Origin of the sequence: Natronomonas sp. CBA1123 (assembly GCF_009741925.1) — an archaeon.
In the GTDB taxonomy this organism is placed as follows: domain Archaea; phylum Halobacteriota; class Halobacteria; order Halobacteriales; family Haloarculaceae; genus Natronomonas.
On the sequence record NZ_WPCC01000061.1, the window covers coordinates 1 to 15,162 of the forward strand.

14 protein-coding genes and 1 pseudogene are annotated in these 15,162 nt (G+C 66.2%); 9 read left to right on the forward strand and 6 right to left on the reverse strand.

Features of this window, described 5'->3' with window-relative positions; all coding sequences use genetic code 11:
• The first annotated feature begins 123 nt into the window (after positions 1 to 123).
• From cyoE to GJ631_RS17325, 6 genes and pseudogenes are all read left to right on the forward strand, one after another.
• Positions 124 to 1,490: pseudogene (cyoE, locus tag GJ631_RS17300) on the forward strand (heme o synthase).
• A gap of 1 nt (position 1,491) precedes the next feature.
• On the forward strand, positions 1,492 to 2,175 hold the full coding sequence (locus tag GJ631_RS17305) for a hypothetical protein (protein ID WP_156710352.1): 684 nt from the start codon (positions 1,492 to 1,494) through the stop codon (positions 2,173 to 2,175).
• 72 nt (positions 2,176 to 2,247) lie between these two features.
• A complete protein-coding gene (locus GJ631_RS17310) occupies positions 2,248 to 3,378 on the forward strand; it encodes a mechanosensitive ion channel family protein (RefSeq protein ID WP_370518724.1) in 1,131 nt (376 codons plus the stop codon).
• A 41-nt stretch (positions 3,379 to 3,419) separates the two neighbouring features.
• Positions 3,420 to 3,650: a SelT/SelW/SelH family protein gene (locus GJ631_RS17315; RefSeq protein WP_156710353.1), complete on the forward strand. Its 231-nt coding sequence runs from the start codon at positions 3,420 to 3,422 to the stop codon at positions 3,648 to 3,650.
• 53 nt (positions 3,651 to 3,703) lie between these two features.
• Positions 3,704 to 4,624 carry an ABC transporter ATP-binding protein gene (locus GJ631_RS17320; protein WP_156710354.1) on the forward strand — a complete coding sequence of 307 codons (921 nt, stop codon included), beginning with the start codon at positions 3,704 to 3,706 and terminating at the stop codon, positions 4,622 to 4,624.
• Complete coding sequence (locus GJ631_RS17325) at positions 4,621 to 5,409, forward strand: ABC transporter permease (RefSeq protein ID WP_370518722.1); 789 nt, start codon at positions 4,621 to 4,623, stop codon at positions 5,407 to 5,409. The genes GJ631_RS17320 and GJ631_RS17325 overlap by 4 nt, the downstream gene beginning before the upstream one ends.
• Positions 5,410 to 5,413: 4 nt before the next feature.
• On the opposite strand, the gene GJ631_RS17330 is transcribed toward GJ631_RS17325, so the two are convergent.
• Positions 5,414 to 6,127, reverse strand: coding sequence for a 5-formyltetrahydrofolate cyclo-ligase (locus GJ631_RS17330; RefSeq protein WP_156710355.1), 714 nt, complete (start codon positions 6,125 to 6,127; stop codon positions 5,414 to 5,416).
• Positions 6,127 to 6,729 carry a DUF420 domain-containing protein gene (locus tag GJ631_RS17335; protein ID WP_156710356.1) on the reverse strand — a complete coding sequence of 201 codons (603 nt, stop codon included), beginning with the start codon at positions 6,727 to 6,729 and terminating at the stop codon, positions 6,127 to 6,129. Before GJ631_RS17335 ends, GJ631_RS17330 begins: the two co-directional genes overlap by 1 nt.
• 102 nt (positions 6,730 to 6,831) lie before the next feature.
• On the opposite strand from GJ631_RS17335, the gene GJ631_RS17340 reads away from it, so the two are divergent.
• The gene (locus tag GJ631_RS17340; protein WP_370518723.1) at positions 6,832 to 7,911 is read left to right on the forward strand and encodes a glycosyltransferase family 4 protein; all 1,080 of its coding nucleotides are present in this window, start codon (positions 6,832 to 6,834) and stop codon (positions 7,909 to 7,911) included.
• A 23-nt stretch (positions 7,912 to 7,934) separates the two neighbouring features.
• A complete protein-coding gene (locus tag GJ631_RS17345) occupies positions 7,935 to 9,059 on the forward strand; it encodes a glycosyltransferase (protein WP_156710358.1) in 1,125 nt (374 codons plus the stop codon).
• On the opposite strand, the gene GJ631_RS17350 is transcribed toward GJ631_RS17345, so the two are convergent.
• Both GJ631_RS17350 and GJ631_RS17355 read right to left on the reverse strand, forming a co-directional pair.
• The gene (locus GJ631_RS17350) at positions 9,028 to 9,453 is read right to left on the reverse strand and encodes an adenylyltransferase/cytidyltransferase family protein (RefSeq protein ID WP_156710359.1); all 426 of its coding nucleotides are present in this window, start codon (positions 9,451 to 9,453) and stop codon (positions 9,028 to 9,030) included. The genes GJ631_RS17345 and GJ631_RS17350 overlap by 32 nt on opposite strands.
• Positions 9,450 to 9,956, reverse strand: a complete 507-nt coding sequence (locus GJ631_RS17355; RefSeq protein WP_156710360.1) for a Mov34/MPN/PAD-1 family protein — start codon at positions 9,954 to 9,956, stop codon at positions 9,450 to 9,452. Before GJ631_RS17355 ends, GJ631_RS17350 begins: the two co-directional genes overlap by 4 nt.
• A 128-nt stretch (positions 9,957 to 10,084) precedes the next feature.
• Here GJ631_RS17355 and GJ631_RS17360 point away from each other — a divergent pair, with 128 nt between their 5' ends.
• Positions 10,085 to 11,998, forward strand: coding sequence for a DHH family phosphoesterase (locus GJ631_RS17360; RefSeq protein WP_156710361.1), 1,914 nt, complete (start codon positions 10,085 to 10,087; stop codon positions 11,996 to 11,998).
• Here GJ631_RS17360 and GJ631_RS17365 read toward each other — a convergent pair whose 3' ends face one another.
• Complete coding sequence (locus tag GJ631_RS17365) at positions 11,999 to 13,645, reverse strand: phospholipase D-like domain-containing protein (protein ID WP_156710362.1); 1,647 nt, start codon at positions 13,643 to 13,645, stop codon at positions 11,999 to 12,001.
• Positions 13,646 to 13,688: 43 nt separating this feature from the next.
• Positions 13,689 to 15,065, reverse strand: a complete 1,377-nt coding sequence (locus GJ631_RS17370; protein WP_156710363.1) for a HEAT repeat domain-containing protein — start codon at positions 15,063 to 15,065, stop codon at positions 13,689 to 13,691.
• Positions 15,066 to 15,162: the final 97 nt, after the last annotated feature.

The window sequence follows — 15,162 nt, forward strand, 5'->3', positions numbered from 1 at the left end:
CGTGACGGTGCGCGTGACTCTCATTACCGGCCGATTAGGAACACCGGACTAAATAGTTGCTCGTACTTCCCGTACGGGACCCGGAAGCGCGGGGCCTAAGTACGACCACTCCAAGGTTCCCGTATGACTCGCCGCCCTTCCATCACCGCCCTGCTCGCGGCGGCCGTCGTCGGAGTGTACGTCTCGTCGTGGTCGGCGCGACGGCCGCACTCTCCGACGCCGCCGCGGCGTGTTCGGGGTGGCCGCTCTGCGGTGGCGACCTCTCGAATCCGGCGGTTCTCGTCGCGTTACTGCACCGTGCGGCCGCGGCCGTCGTCGGACTGCTCGTTCTCACCTCGGCCGTCCTCGGCTGGAACCGCGTCGGCCGCCGCGTGAAGGCCGCTCTCGGGGCGGCGCTGCTCCTCTATCCGGCGCAGGTCGCCGTCGGTGCGTTCGTCGCGACCGGTGACACCTTCGCCGGTCTCCATCTCGTCGTCGCGATGAGTATCTTCGCCGCGCTCGTCCTCGCGTTGGCGTGGCAACTGGAAGCCGAGACCGGAACCGACGACGCTCCGGATGCGGTGCCCGAACCGTCTCTCGCCGACGAGCCAATCGACGACGGCTCGGTCGCGCCGACGCTGACCGGCGTCGACCGGCTGAAGGCGACCGCGTGGGCGTACTTCGAGTTGATGAAACCGCGGCTGATGTGGTTGCTGTGTCTCGTCGCCGGCGCCGGGATGGCGCTTGCGGGCACGCCGGCCGTTCGGACGGTTCTCGCCACCCTCGGCGGCGGCGTCCTCGCCATCGGCGCCTCCGGGACGTTCAACCACGTCCTCGAACGCGACATCGACAAGCGGATGGAGCGGACCGCCGACCGACCGGTCGCGACCCACGAGGTCCCGGTCCGAAACGCCCTGGCCTTCGGCGGCCTGTTGGCCGTCGGCTCGCTGGCGGCGTTCCTCTCGGTGAATCTGCTCGTCGCGGCGCTCGGGCTCGTCGCCATCATGTTTTATTCGGTCGTCTACACGCTGCTGTTGAAGCCGAACACCGTCCAGAACACGGTATTGGGCGGGGCCGCCGGCGCGCTCCCGGCGCTCATCGGCTACGCCGCCGTCGCCGAAACGGTCGGCCCCGTCGGCCTCACGCTTGCGGGCGTCATCTTCCTGTGGACGCCGGCGCACTTCTACAACCTCGCGTTGGCCTACAAGGACGACTACGAGCGCGGCGGCTTCCCGATGATGCCCGTCGTCCGTGGTGAGACTGAGACCCGCAAACACATCGTCCTGTATCTCGGGGCGACCCTTCTGAGCGCGGGCGCTCTCGCGGAGTTGGCGGACCTCGGGTGGCTCTACGGCGTGACGACGGTCGCCCTCGGGGCGCTGTTCCTGTACACGGTCGTCCGACTGCACCGCGAACAAACCGAATCGGCGGCGTTCCGGGCGTTCCACGCCTCCAACGCCTATCTCGGACTCGTCCTCGTCGCCGTCGTCGTCGACGCCCTCGCCATCTGAGATGTTCGACGCTGCAACGCGGCGCTTCCGCGCGCTCGACGACGCCGGCCAGCGCACCCTCGTTTACACGGTCGCGACGGCGAACTCCCTCGTTCTCCTCTCGCTACTGTACGCGTATTTCACCGACAGCGCGCCGACCACCTACTGGGCGTTTCCAATAATATGGCTCACTGCGGCCGCGTGGGCGGTGCTTCGAACCGACCCGGCCCCGGCCGAGCGCCGAACGAAACTCCTCGCCGGCGCCATCGCGGGTGGCTACTTCCTCGTCTTGGGGTTCGTCGGCGGGCTGTTCGGTCCCGCGACCGGTCCGGTGACTGGGCTGACGGTGCAGTTCACACAGCTCCCGCCCGGATGGAATCCGGCGATTCTCTACGGGGGTGGGACCGTCCAGTTCGCTATCGTTCCCTTCACGGCTATCGGATACGCCGTCCTGTCGTATCTCGTCTACGCGACGGCCATCGAAGCCGAAAGCGCCGTCGCTGGCGGCGTCCTCGGACTGTTCTCCTGTGTGTCGTGTACGCTCCCGGTGGTCGCGTCGGTGTTGAGCGGCATCGTCGGTGGTGGGGCGGCGCTAGCCGCTGCGGCCTCCGCACAGACGTACGCGCTCGGAACCGTCGTGTACGTGATTACCGTCGGCCTGCTCGTCTACCGGCCGGGTCTCGTGTGGCTCCGCAGACGGCTCTAACGGGGAAAATATCCGACCTGTCGCCGAGAAACGGTTATCTCGGTCGGTGACTTCACGTTAGGGGTGAATCCCATCGTCGGTGCGCTCGTCGGACTGTTCGCGGAGTTGCCCGCGTGGCAGGCGACGGTGCTGTTGGTCGGTCTCTCGATTGGAACGGCACTGGCGCTGGAACTCCTCGTTCTCCGGACGCTGCTGCGGTACACGAGTCGGACGAAGACTGAATACGACTACATCTTCGTCGGCGAACTCCGAACTCCGGTGGTCGTGACCGTCGCGCTCGCGGGCGTGTACCTGCTCACGCAGGTGCCGTCGATACTGGAGAGCGTCCTCCTGACGCCCGCACAACTGGACACGTTCTTCGGCAAGCCGTCGCTTTCGGTCATCGTCATCGCGTGGGCCTTCGCCGCCAACCGGGTCGTCAACCGGGTCGTCGACGAGGTGAAGGACAAGGGCTCGCGATTCGACTTTGCGCCGGTGTTCTCGAACGTCTGGACGCTCGTCGTGACCATCGGCGCCGTGGGCGTCCTGTTATCTATCTGGGAGTACAGCATCTCGCCGTTGCTCGGTGCGGCCGGCGTCGCCGGTATCGCCGTGGGTTTCGCCGCCAGGGATACGGTCGCCAACTTCTTCGGCGGCATCGCGCTGTACTTCGACGATACGTACAAAATCGGCGACTACATCGAACTCGACTCCGGCGAAGCCGGAACCGTCGTGAAGGTCGGCGTCCGTTCGACGACGCTGATGATGCGCGACGAGGTGCTCGTCACCGTCCCCAACGCCGTGTTGAACGCCGCGAAAGTCATCAATCAGTCGGCGCCTCAACACCGCAAACGCCTCAAAGTCCCCGTCGGCGTCGCCTACGGGACCGACATCGACCACTTCGAAGAACTCGTCACCGACATCGCCATCGCCGAACCGCTGGTGTTGGATTCGCCGAAACCCCGGATGCGGTTCCGCCGGTTCGGCGACTCCGCACTCGAGTACGAACTCCTCTGTTGGGTGAATTCGCCCGTTCGGGCCAGCAAAGCCACCCACGAACTCAATCGGAGCATCTACAAGACGCTGAACGAACACGACATCGGAATCCCGTTCCCACAGCGGGAGGTTCGGGTGGTCGGCGGGGATGGGACCGAGAGAATCGCCTCCTCCGGGTCCCCGCTGGTCGACGACACCGTCGACGTTACCGCTGACGACCCCGTATAGGACGGACCACGGTTTTGTGTCTCCGGGGTCTACGCCTACCCATGTCTGCTGTCGAAATCGAGTACTGCGTCCCGTGTGGCTTCCTGAACCGTGCCTCCGACCTCTCCGAACACCTGCTGTCGACGTTCGGTGAAGACCTCGACAGCGTCGCGTTGGTCACCGGCGCTCACGGCGTCTTCGAGGTACGGGTCGACGGCGATGTCGTCTTCGAGAAGGACGAAGACGAGTACGACATCGACGAGATTACTCGTCGGGTTCGGGACGCGATGTGAGTGCGGCGACGGCGAAGGGTAGCCTTTAGGCCCGCGCCCACTGCCATTCCGGTATGGTCATTCGCGCCGAGAACGTCCGCCGCCGCTACGGCGATACGGTGGCGCTGGACGGCGTCTCGTTTTCCGTCGAGAGCGGTGAGGTGTTCGCCCTCATCGGTCCGAACGGCGCCGGCAAGACGACGCTCATCCGTGCGCTGACGGGGACGACCCAAGCCGAGGGAACCGTCGAACTGCTGGGCGGCGCCCCGGAAGACGCCGCCCGCCACCGCATCGGCCTCCTGCCCCAGGAGTTCTCGCCGGCCGAACGCCTCACCGCCCGCGAGTTACTCGCCTACTACGCCGGTCTCTACGACCAGTCGCGAGACCCCGACTCGGTTCTCGACGACGTGGGTCTGACCGACAGCGCGGACACGTACTACGAGAACCTCTCGGGCGGGCAGAAACGACGCGTCTGCGTCGGCACCGCGCTCGTCAACGCCCCCGACGTGTTGATTCTCGACGAACCGACGACGGGCATCGACCCGAACGGTCGTCGCGAACTGTGGGCGCTCATCGAGGGGCTCGCCGACACCGGAACGACCGTCCTGTTGACGACTCACTACATGGAGGAAGCCGAGACGCTGGCCGACCGCGTCGGCCTGTTGGCCGACGGGAAACTCGTCGAACTCGGGTCGCCCGAGGAACTCATCGAGCGCCACGGCGGCGACAGCCGACTCGTCGTCGAAGCCGACGACGCTGCCGACGCCACACGGGCCTTAGAACGGGCGGGCTATCACCTCCTTCCGGACGAAACCCACGTCGCCGTCGCGGCCGGCCCGCGGGACATCCCCGACATCGCCGATGCCCTCGACGACGCCGGCGTCGATTACGAGGGGCTACTCTGGCGACAGCCGGGTCTCGACGACGTGTACGTCGCCCTGACGGGAACTGACGTGACAGCGACCGGCGACCCGATAACGGAGGGTCAGCCGTGAGCCGTCTCGGCCGCATCGCCGCCGAGACGACCGCGGCGTGGTACGCTTTCACGCGCCGCCGGACGGCGGTGTTCTTCACGTTCTTCTTCCCGGTCATCATCATCCTCATCTTCGGCGCGCTGGTCGGGACGGAACCGACCGGTGGCGGGTTGTTCGCCGAACCCGCGGGCTACTACATCGCGGGGTATCTCGCCGTCGTCGTCCTCTTTACGCCGCTGTCGCGCGTCGGCAGCGAGGTGGCCAGACACCGGGACGGCAACCGCTTCGAGAAACTCGCGACGACGCCGCTGACGCGCGCGGAGTGGCTCCTCGCCCAGACGCTCGTGAACGTCGCCGTCATCGGACTCGCCTCGGTTCTCATCCTCGCGCTCGTCCTCGTCGTCACCGACGCGACGTTCGCCTTCTCGGCGCTTGTAGTTCCGTATCTCGCCTTCGCCGTCGCCTTGTTCTGTGGGTTCGGCGCGATTCTCGGCCGCGTCGCCGACTCACAGGACGGTGTCGTCGCCGCGTCCAACGGCGTCGCGCTGCCGCTGCTGTTCCTCTCGGAGACGTTCGTCACCGTCGAGATGCTCCCGTCGTGGTTCGTTCCGCTGATGGACCTCTCGCCGCTGACGTACTTCGCCCGGGGTATCCGGGCGGCGACGTACCGGCCGGCCGGCGAGCTTCCCCCAGTCGGCGGAACCGGACTCGTCGGGGCGGACCCGTATCTCAACCTCCTCGTCTTGGCGCTGCTGTCGGTCGGATTCTTCGCCGTCGGTGCGTACGCGCTCCCCCGGACCGACTGACGCGCTATCTCTCCTCTCGGAGTCGGTCCAACACCGGAATCTCTTCGAGGCGCTTGGAATCGAGGTCGTCCCAGAAGATTCCCGTCGGACGGCGGCGCGTCGTCTCGGTTCGAACGGTTCGGGTCGGCGTACACACCACGTCCATCGGCACGTCGTAGCGTTCGGTGTCCACGTCTTCCTCCAGAAACTGCACGTCGTGGACCGTCGTCACGACCGGCGTGTCGTCGTCGACCAGTCCGAGCCCCCGCAACACCGCGTATTCGAGGTCGCTGTACCCCTCGCCCTTCCCGACGCGGGCGCCGTCTTCCGTGACCGCGACGCTGCCGACGACGATACCATCCAGTTCCGGAACGTCCTCGGGGCCGACCTTCCGGCCGTAGTTGCTCATCTGGGAGATGGTCGCCGCGGCGTCGAGGTCGCTGATTTCCTCGGGGTCCAACTCGACGAACGGGCGGTCGGCGGCCAATCGCGGCACCGCCATGTACACCGTCGTTCCGTTGTGCAACAGTTTGCGCCGAAGCGGGAGTTGTGGGGCGTCGGGGTTGGCCTTCACCGCGTCGGCGTCGGCCAACTCCGGCAGCGACATCGCCCGCTCGGCGGCGGCGTCGGCCCCGTCGAAGTTCGTTATTCGTCCGTGCGGCGGGAACGGAAACCGCGCGATGTCGTCGGCCTCCAGTCGGTCCCAGACGCGTCCCCGAATCGAGTCTTTGCCGGACATTAGGCCATCCCGCGGACGAACTCGATTTGCGCCGGGTCGTAGTAGAACGTCAACATGAGATAGGCGACGACGCCCAACACGAGGCTGACGAGCCACGTCGAGACGGCGATGCGGCCGACCTTCGCGTGGGCGGTCTCCCGTAGCTCGGCTGGCGTGTGAGTGAGGCCGAGGGTGATGGCATAGAGGACGAACGGCACCGCAAGCACCGATAAGACGATGTGGATGCCCAACATGCCGAGGTAGAGACTCCGAAGCGGCGCTCCAGCGATTATCTCTTTGCGACCGCCACCCCCTGTCTTCAGGAGGTACATCACGAGGAACAACAGAATGAGCGAGAACGCAGTCACCATCGCTGCGCGGTGTTTCTCGACTTCGCCGTTTCGAATCCAGTAGATGCCCGCCAACAGACAGGCGACCGTCAGCGTGTTCACGACGGAGATGGCGTGAGAGAGGAGGTCGACGGTCGACTCGGTTATCGTCGGATACAGTCCCACGTCGGCGTATAGCGTCCCGACGACGACGACGTAGCCGACGACGGTGAGGACGGCGGTGAGGGCACGGGGATGCTCGCGTGCGAACTGCGGTCCGCGGACTGTCGACATGGAGTTCCGTTCGCGTTCCGTCCCAATGGTCGCTTCGCTTTCCGGTCCCGTCTGCCGGTGTTCAGGGGCGTTTATGTCAGACCGGGGGATACCCCGTCGTACGTGCGCGTTCTGAATCACCTCGAACTCGAATCCCACCTCGACCGGAGCGGTATCGGCACGTCCGTCCGCCACCAGCGGAAGGCACTGGCCGACACCTCCATTGAGGTGATTACGTCGCCGTGGAACGGCGGTCGGCCGTCCACGGCGGCGCTGAAACGCGCGGTCGGTGACGCGCTGTTCGAGACCTACGATATCGCACACTGCAACCTGATGGGCCCCGAGAGCCTCGCGATTGCGGCCCACGCCCGGCGAAACGGGATTCCGCTCGTCGTCCACGCTCACACCACCGCCGAGAACTTCGCGGAGAGCTTTCGCGGGTCAAGTGCGGTCGCCCCCGCGTTCGGTCGCTACCTCCGGTGGTTCTACTCGCAGGCGGACGTCGTGGTCGCACCGAGCGAACACACTCGCCGAGCGCTCGCTGAGGCGGGTGTCGACGTCCCGATTCGCGTCGTCACGAACGGCGTCGACATCGACTCGCTGTCGGGGTTCGAGGCGCTCCGTGAGCCCTACCGGCGTCGATTCGACCTCGACGGCCTGGTCGTCTTCTCGGTCGGCAACGTCTTCGAGCGCAAGGGGCTGACGACGTTCTGCCGACTCGCCGAGTCGACCGACTACGAGTTCGTCTGGTTCGGCCCCTACGACACCGGGCCGTTGGCCTCCTCGACCGTCCGACGACGGGTGGCGACCCCGCCGGCGAACGCCACGTTCACCGGCTGGATAGACGACGTTCGCGGCGCCTACGCGGCCGGCGACGTGTACCTGTTTCCGACGAAAAACGAAACGCAGGGCATCGCGGCGCTGGAAGCGATGGCGTGCGGCAAGCCCGTCGTCGTCCGCGATATCCCGACGTTCGAACCGCTGTACACCGACGGCGTCGACTGCCTGAAGTGTGAGACGCTTTCGGAGTTCCGGAGGGCGCTGCAGCGACTGGCCGAGAATCCGGCCCTCCGTGAGCGACTCGGCGAGAACGCCCGGGAGACGGCGGCCGAACACGGACTCGACCGGGTCGCCGACGGGTTAGGAGACGCCTACGACACCGCGAGGGACATCCGCGACCGTCCGGAATCCACAACCGATTAACGCCACCTCGTCGAACCCGAACTATGCAGACCGTCGCGGTGTTTACCGACACGTATCTCCCGACGGTCAACGGCGTCACCTACACCATCGAGACGTGGCGTGACTGCTGGCGGGCCCGCGGCGGCCGGATGCCGGTCGTCTACCCGGAAAGCAACAGGTACCGTCCCGGGCCGGAGGAACACTCGGTATCGAGCCTTCCGTTCCCGTTCTATCCGGGGTTCCGTTTCGGCCGCCCACGAATCCCGTCGGCGGTTTCGGAGGCCGACCCCGATATCGTCCACACGCACACGCCGTTCGCACTCGGCCTCGCGGGTCGTCGCCTCGCGACGCGTGCGGACCTCCCGCTCGTCGCCTCCTATCACACGCCGGCCAGCGAGTACGCCGAATACATCAGCGACCACCTCTCCGGGCCGCTCCGTCACATCGCCGAGCGCTACGAGCAGTGGTTCTTCCGACAGGCCGACGCCGTCGTCGTTCCCTCGCGGGCGGCCGCAGCGCAAGTCTCCGCTGGCGGAACGCCCGTTCACGTCGTCTCCAACGGCGTCGATCTCGGTTTGTTCGAACCGGCGACCGAGGCGGCGGTCGCGGCGTTTCGCGACCGCCACGACCTCCCCGGGGGACCGCTCGTCGGCTACACCGGTCGACACGGCCACGAGAAACGACTCGACGACCTCCTCGCGGCGACTCGTGAGGTCGAGGTAACGCTCGTCGTCGGCGGCGACGGCCCCGCGCGCTCGGAACTGGAGCGAGCGGCGGCCTCCCGAGACGACGTGGTGTTTCTCGGCTTTCTCCACCGCTCGGAATTACCGACGTTCTATACGGCGCTAGACGCCTTCGGATTCCCGAGCCCGGTCGAAACACAGGGGTTGGTCGCACTGGAGGCCATCGCCTGTGGCACGCCGGTCGTCGCCGCCGACGGCGGTGCGCTCTCCGAAACTGTCGTCGATGGCGAGACTGGCTATCACTTCGAACCGGGCGACATCGATGCGTTCGCCGCGGCCATCCGGCGGGCGCTCGCGGACCGCCAGCAACTCTCGGAGCGGTGTCTCACGGAACGCGACGCACTCAGCGTCGAACGTTCCATCGACGCCCTCGAAGACGTGTACGATACCGTCGCTAACAGCGCCGCTCGCAGACTCGTTCGATGATGCTGCCGGTCGACAGCACCTCGTGGTCGTCGGCCTCTCTGGGTGTCCCGCGGGCGACCTCACAGTCGATGCCCTCGTCTTCCAGCATCGCCGCGAGCGTCGCCTCGTCGTGATGTTGGTCGTGGCCGAGGACGATGACGTCGGGGTCGATGTCGCGGATGGGGACGAAGAAATCCTCGGTGTGGCCGAGATGCGCCTCGTCGACGGGGTCGAGTGCAGCGACCATGTCGCGGCGCTGGCGGTCGGGAACGACGGGTTTCGCTTTGTGGGTGACGTTCTCCGAACGGGCGATGATGACGTGCAGTTCCTCGCCCATCGCCTTGGCTTCCTCGAGGTAGTGGAGGTGGCCGGGATGCAACAAATCGAACGTCCCCTGTGCGACGACGCGTCTCATCGTAACTCCCGGTCGATGTCTTCCTGTGTGAAGTCGAAGAACTGGTCGTCCGGCAACTCGACGTCGAGTACGTCCAGCGTCGTCGGCTCGCCGTCGCGGTCGAAGGCTCGCCAGTCGGTCCGGCCGTAGGGAGCGCCGACGATGATGTGTATCTTCCCGCGGGAGAACGTGGCGAGGTCGGCGTCGCTCGGCCGCAACACGCCGTTGGGGTGGGAGTGTATCGAACCGACGCTGTTCGGGTCGTTGGGGAGATAGGAAGGGTTGAACTCCGCGCTGACGGGGTTGGTCTTCGTTCCGGGGGCGAGCAGTACGTCGGTGATGACGGTCCCCTCGCGGCCCAATCCGAGTTTGTTCGCGTCGGTGCCGCGGAGTTGTCCCATGTACTCGTTGGGGTGGGAGTCCTCGGACGCCTGCAGGGCGAACTGGAGTGCGTCCTCCGCGATGCCGAGTATCTCACTCGACCGGAACAGTTTCGGTTTCAACATCGACCCGAACAGGCCCATGTCGAAGCATCCGACCGCGTGACAACTAAGGCTTCCGGACCGGCCGACTCGTCCCATCGAGAGGCGGAGCGACCCGAGTCGAATCCGACAACAACACTCTTAAACCCGCCCGGGGCCGAAAAACGCCAATGACTCGTTCCGCTGCCGGCGATTCCGGCACCGACCCTGCCGAGGGGGTCGTCTACGATTTAGCTGCCGACTGTACTCACGAGGACATCGAAGAGGGGGCACGGTATCTCGCAACTGTCAACGGCGTCGTCAAGTACGGCGTGTTCGTCGACATCTCCGACCACGTCTCCGGGCTCGTCCACGAGTCGAGCCTCATTGGCGACTACGATGTCGGCGACGACCTCGTCGTCGACCTCGTCGAAATCCGAGAAAACGGCGACCTCGGCTTCGAAGAAGTCGATGTCGACATCGACGCCGTCGACGTTGAGGCGGTCGTCCACGGCGACGACGCCCGCGTCGAGGACCTCGACGAACACGTCGGCGACACCGTCCACCTCGAAGGCGACGTGGTGCAAATCAAACAGACTGCCGGTCCGACGATATTCGCGGTTCGGGACGGAACCGGGGTCGTTCCCTGTGCTGCCTTCGAGGAGGCCGGCGTCCGCGCCTACCCCGACATCGAACTCGACGACACGGTTCGTATCACCGGCGACGTCGAGACTCGCGAGGGGTCGGTTCAAATCGAGACCGACAACCTCGTTCGCCTCCGCGGTGCGGCCGCCGAGGAAGTGCGTGAACGCGTCGATGCCGCCCTCGAAGAACGGGCCGAACCCGCCGACGTCGAACCGCTCATCGAGTGGCCCGCCTTCGAGAAACTCCGTGACGACCTCGCGGCCGTCGCCCGCCAACTCCGGGTGGCCGTCCTCGATTCCCGACCCATCCGACTCCGCCACCACGCCGACGGCGACGGGATGTGTGCCTCGGTCCCCGTTCAACTCGCCTTGGATAACTTCATCGCCGAAGTCCACGAGGACGGCGACGCGCCGCAGCACCTGTTCAAACGGCTCCCCTCGAAGGCACCGTACTACGAGATGGAGGACGTGACACGTGACCTCAACTTCGCACTCGAAGACGAGGAGCGACACGGCCAGCGGCTCCCGCTGCTGTTCATGGTCGACAACGGCTCCACCGAGGAGGACACGCCCGCCTACCGCGCAATGGCGCAGTACGACATCCCGATTCTCGTCGTCGACCACCACCACCCCGACCCCGACGCGGTCGGCCCGCTCCTCGAAGAGCACGTCAATCCCTACCTCCACGACGAGGACTACCGCATCACGACGGGAATGATGTGTGTCGAGTTGGCCCGGATGATCGACCCCACGATTACCGACCAACTCGAACACGTTCCGGCGGTCGCGGGGCTGTCGGACCGCTCGAAAGCCGACGCCATGGACGACTACCTCGCGTTGGCCGACGACGCCGGCTACTCCGAGGCTGACCTCCGGGACATCGGCGAGGCGATGGATTACGCGGCCCACTGGCTCCGGTACAACTCCGGGGATAACCTCATCAACGACGTGCTCAACCTCGACTGTGACGACCCCGAACGCCACGAGGAACTCGTCGAGTTCCTCTCGACGCGTGCCCAGCGGGACGTCGACGAGCAACTCGACGACGCCGAACCCCACGTCGAACACGAACCACTCGACAACGGCGCCCATCTCTACCGACTCGACGTGGAAAACCACGCTCGCCGATTCACCTACCCCGCACCCGGGAAGACGACCGGCGAACTCCACGACCGAAAAGTCACCGAGACCGGCGACCCCGTCATCACCATCGGCTACGGGCCGGACTTCGCCGTCCTTCGCTCGGACGGCGTCCGACTCGATATCCCGAACATGGTGACCGAACTGCAGGACGAAATCCCGGGCGCGGGCGTCTCCGGCGGCGGACACCTCGTCGTCGGGTCCATCAAGTTCGTCTCCGGCATGCGCGAACCCGTCATCGACGCGCTCGTCGAGAAGATGGAGAACGCCGAACTCGACGAGGAGCTCCGGAGTACGCTCCTTCGGGACGGCGGCGAGTAATCACCACTGCCAGTCGGTGACGACACCGTCCCGACCGCGGAACTGGATTCGTCGAGCGAACAGTAATGCGCCGGCGATAGCGACCGCCGCCACGGCGAACAGTCCGGCCGGTGTCTTTCGCCGATTCGACCCCGACCAGTCGTCGTCGAAGACGCCAGCGTAGTAGTCGGCGACCCCCTCTCCTTCCAGTGCGACGGCGACCTCGCGATTTTCCGTCAGTGCGGTTCGGCCCCAGTTGAGGCTGCCGAGTATCGCGGTATCGTCGACGATTACCCCTTTGGTGTGTATTTTTCCGTACCCGTCGGGGTCGTCGACTCGGGCGTCCAAGTCCCATCCTTCGGCGTCGGCGCGACGGTTCAGCCACTCGACGAGTGCCGCGTTGTCTTCCTTGACGTACCAGCTACTCGACAGTTGGATGCGGACGCGAACGCCGCGTTCGGCGGCGCGAAGGGCGGCACGCAGCAGTCGGTTCTCCCGGCTATCTATCTCGACCTGCTGGACGAGCAGTCTCGTTTCGGCGCGGTCGATTCGTCGCTTGACCGCGCTCGCGGCGTTGTCCGGGGCGACGAGGAGCGTCGCAGCGTCGGCCGTGACTTGTTTCGGGTGGTGTCTCGTCTCGAAGTCCCCAACTGCGGGGTCGGCGGCGACGAAGTCACGACCCCGACGGTAGGTCGACCACGGTGTCGCCGCACGCCACGTTCGATCCGCCGCGTGGAGGTCCGCCAACGCCGCCGCGAGTTCGGCATCCGAGAGTACGACGCCCCAGCCTCGACTCGACATGCCGCCGGTTCCGGCGGGCTTGAAGTTCTCGGTCAACACGAGTGCTCGGTCGTCGACGACCGCGTATTTCGGATGGTGGTGGGCGTATCGCACGTGAGGGCCGTCGAGCAGCCGAACGTCCACGCCCGCCTCGGATAGCCGAGTCAACTGCTCGGCCTGTCGTTCGCTCATCCCACCGACTGGCGACCCATCGAGCAGCACGCGGACCGTCACGCCTCGCTCGTGAGCGTCCACCAGCACGTCGGTCACTCGTTCGGAGGTGAGCGTGTAGCCGCCGAGCAGCAGTCTGTCGTCGGCGCCACGGAGAGTCTCGACGACCTGCTTCGGTGAATCGGGGAGTGTAAAGGCGGTCACTTCGCTTTCGCGTGCCGAAATCGGGTCGATATCGGTCGCTCCGACGGGTCGCCACGTGCCCGTCCGAAACAACCGGATTCGGGACTCCGGAGCACCGCGGTACCGAGCCGTATCGACCGTCGCCTCGTCCGCTCGAAGCGCGAGTTGCTCACCGCCATTGGCGAGTCGAAGCCGGCTGTCGAGTTCGACGACACGCGTCTCGGTGTGATTTCGTGCCGCCCGGGGCGTCGAACTGAAGACAACCGGCCCTCGGAACGTCCGATTCGGCAACCGGACGCTCGTCGTTCCGTCTCCGAGGGTCCATCCGGTAGTGTTCGCCGGGTAATCAAAACGGACGGTGACGAACTCCCCGCGGTCGCCGTCAGCGACCGGGTTCGGGTACGCCTCGACGAGCGTCGCGTTCCCCTCGGCCGCCGTGTCCGTCGTCGGCTCTGCTGCTGTCGCGGTCACGGCACCGCCGCTACACAGCGACAACACGAGTACGGCAGCGAGTGCGAGCGGTCGATACCTCACGCGCCGGGTTGGTCCCGGCTTCGTACAAAAAGGGTCGGACGGCTCAGGCTGCGGTCGCGTCGCGGGCCTTCTCGGCTTCGGCCTGCACGGTGTAGGCTCGGTCGTCGTCGTATTGGGCGGCGGCTTCGAGCGCGCGCTCGGTGCCGATCTGGACGAGCGCCCACGCCGCGGAGGCACGGACGGAATCGTCCTCGCTCTCGTCACCGAGGACGTCGCTGAGGGGGTCGATGGTGCGCGTGTCGCCGATGAGGCCCAGTGCGCGGGCGGCCTGCGAGCGGACGACGCTCTCCTCGTCGTCGAGAGCGTTCGCGACGGCTTGGGTCGCCTCCTCGCTGCCGATTTCGCCGAGCGCACGGAGGGTGACCTTCTGCAGCGGCGGGTTGCCGCCGTCGACGAACTCCACGAGGGTATCGACGGCACGCTCGTCACCGATTTTGCCCAGCACTTCTATCTCCGGCCGCTTGCGCTTCTGGGCACGCTCGTGCATGATATCGAAGGCCTCCTCCGAACCCATCCGGCGGAGCGCGTCGATACAGTTCTCCTGCATGAAGTCCGATTCGAGGTTCTCCATGGCGAGCAGGATGCGTTCGGGGTCGTTCTCGGCTTCCGCGAGCCGAATCGCGGTGAGTTCCGGCGGGAAGTCCTTGCGGTTCTCGGCGTTCATCCGGTCGTAGAACCCCTGGGCGGTCAGTTGCTCGACGACCGTCAGGTCGCTCCACTCTTCGGCATCCTCGAGGTCGTCCTCGAGCGTGTCGGCGATTTCGACCAGCGCCGCGATGGTCTCGGCGTCGTCGTCGGCGTCGAGACCCGCGTTCACGATGGCGGTGCCGGCACGTTCGAGCGCTTCCGCCTGCGACTCGAGGTCGTCGCCAGCGTTGAAGTCCGCCCCGACCTCCTCGCTCGCATCAGCGAGGAACGTCTCGACGGCGGCGTGAACGTCGGGTTCCCCGTCCTCGGTCCACCGCGTCTCTCGGACCGTCTCGGCGGCGGCGGCGACGGTCTCCTCGACGTCCTCGGCGTAGGGACCGCGGGCCTCCTCGATGTCGCCTCGGAGGTCGTCGATGCGGGACTGCAGCGCCTCGGTTGGGTCCTCCTCGTCTTCGTCCTCCGGTTCCTCGAAGTCGGCGGCTTCGAGGTCCGATTCGGCGCCGTCGAGTTTCGCCTCGGCGTCGTCGAGGTCGGCTTCCGTCTCGGCTTCTTCGACGGCGGCGGCCACCTCGTCGAGTGTCTCTTCGAGGGACTCGACAGTGACCTCGGTCGCCGGCACGCCCTCGGTCTCTTCGGGGGCATCGTCGGCGGGTTCCTCGGTAGTCTCTTCGGACGGCTCCGATGCGTCCGTCGGTTCTTCGGCGTCCGCGGGCGCCTCCTCGTCGGCGGCGTCCTCGGGGGCGTCAGCGTTCTCGTCGTCCCCGTTGCTCATGTATAGGTGTCCGAAAGAATAAGGCAAGAGCGTTTCCCTTCACACCGAACTTTTTCCACGGCGCGCGGAGCGCGCCGGGAAAAACTTCGATGAAAAA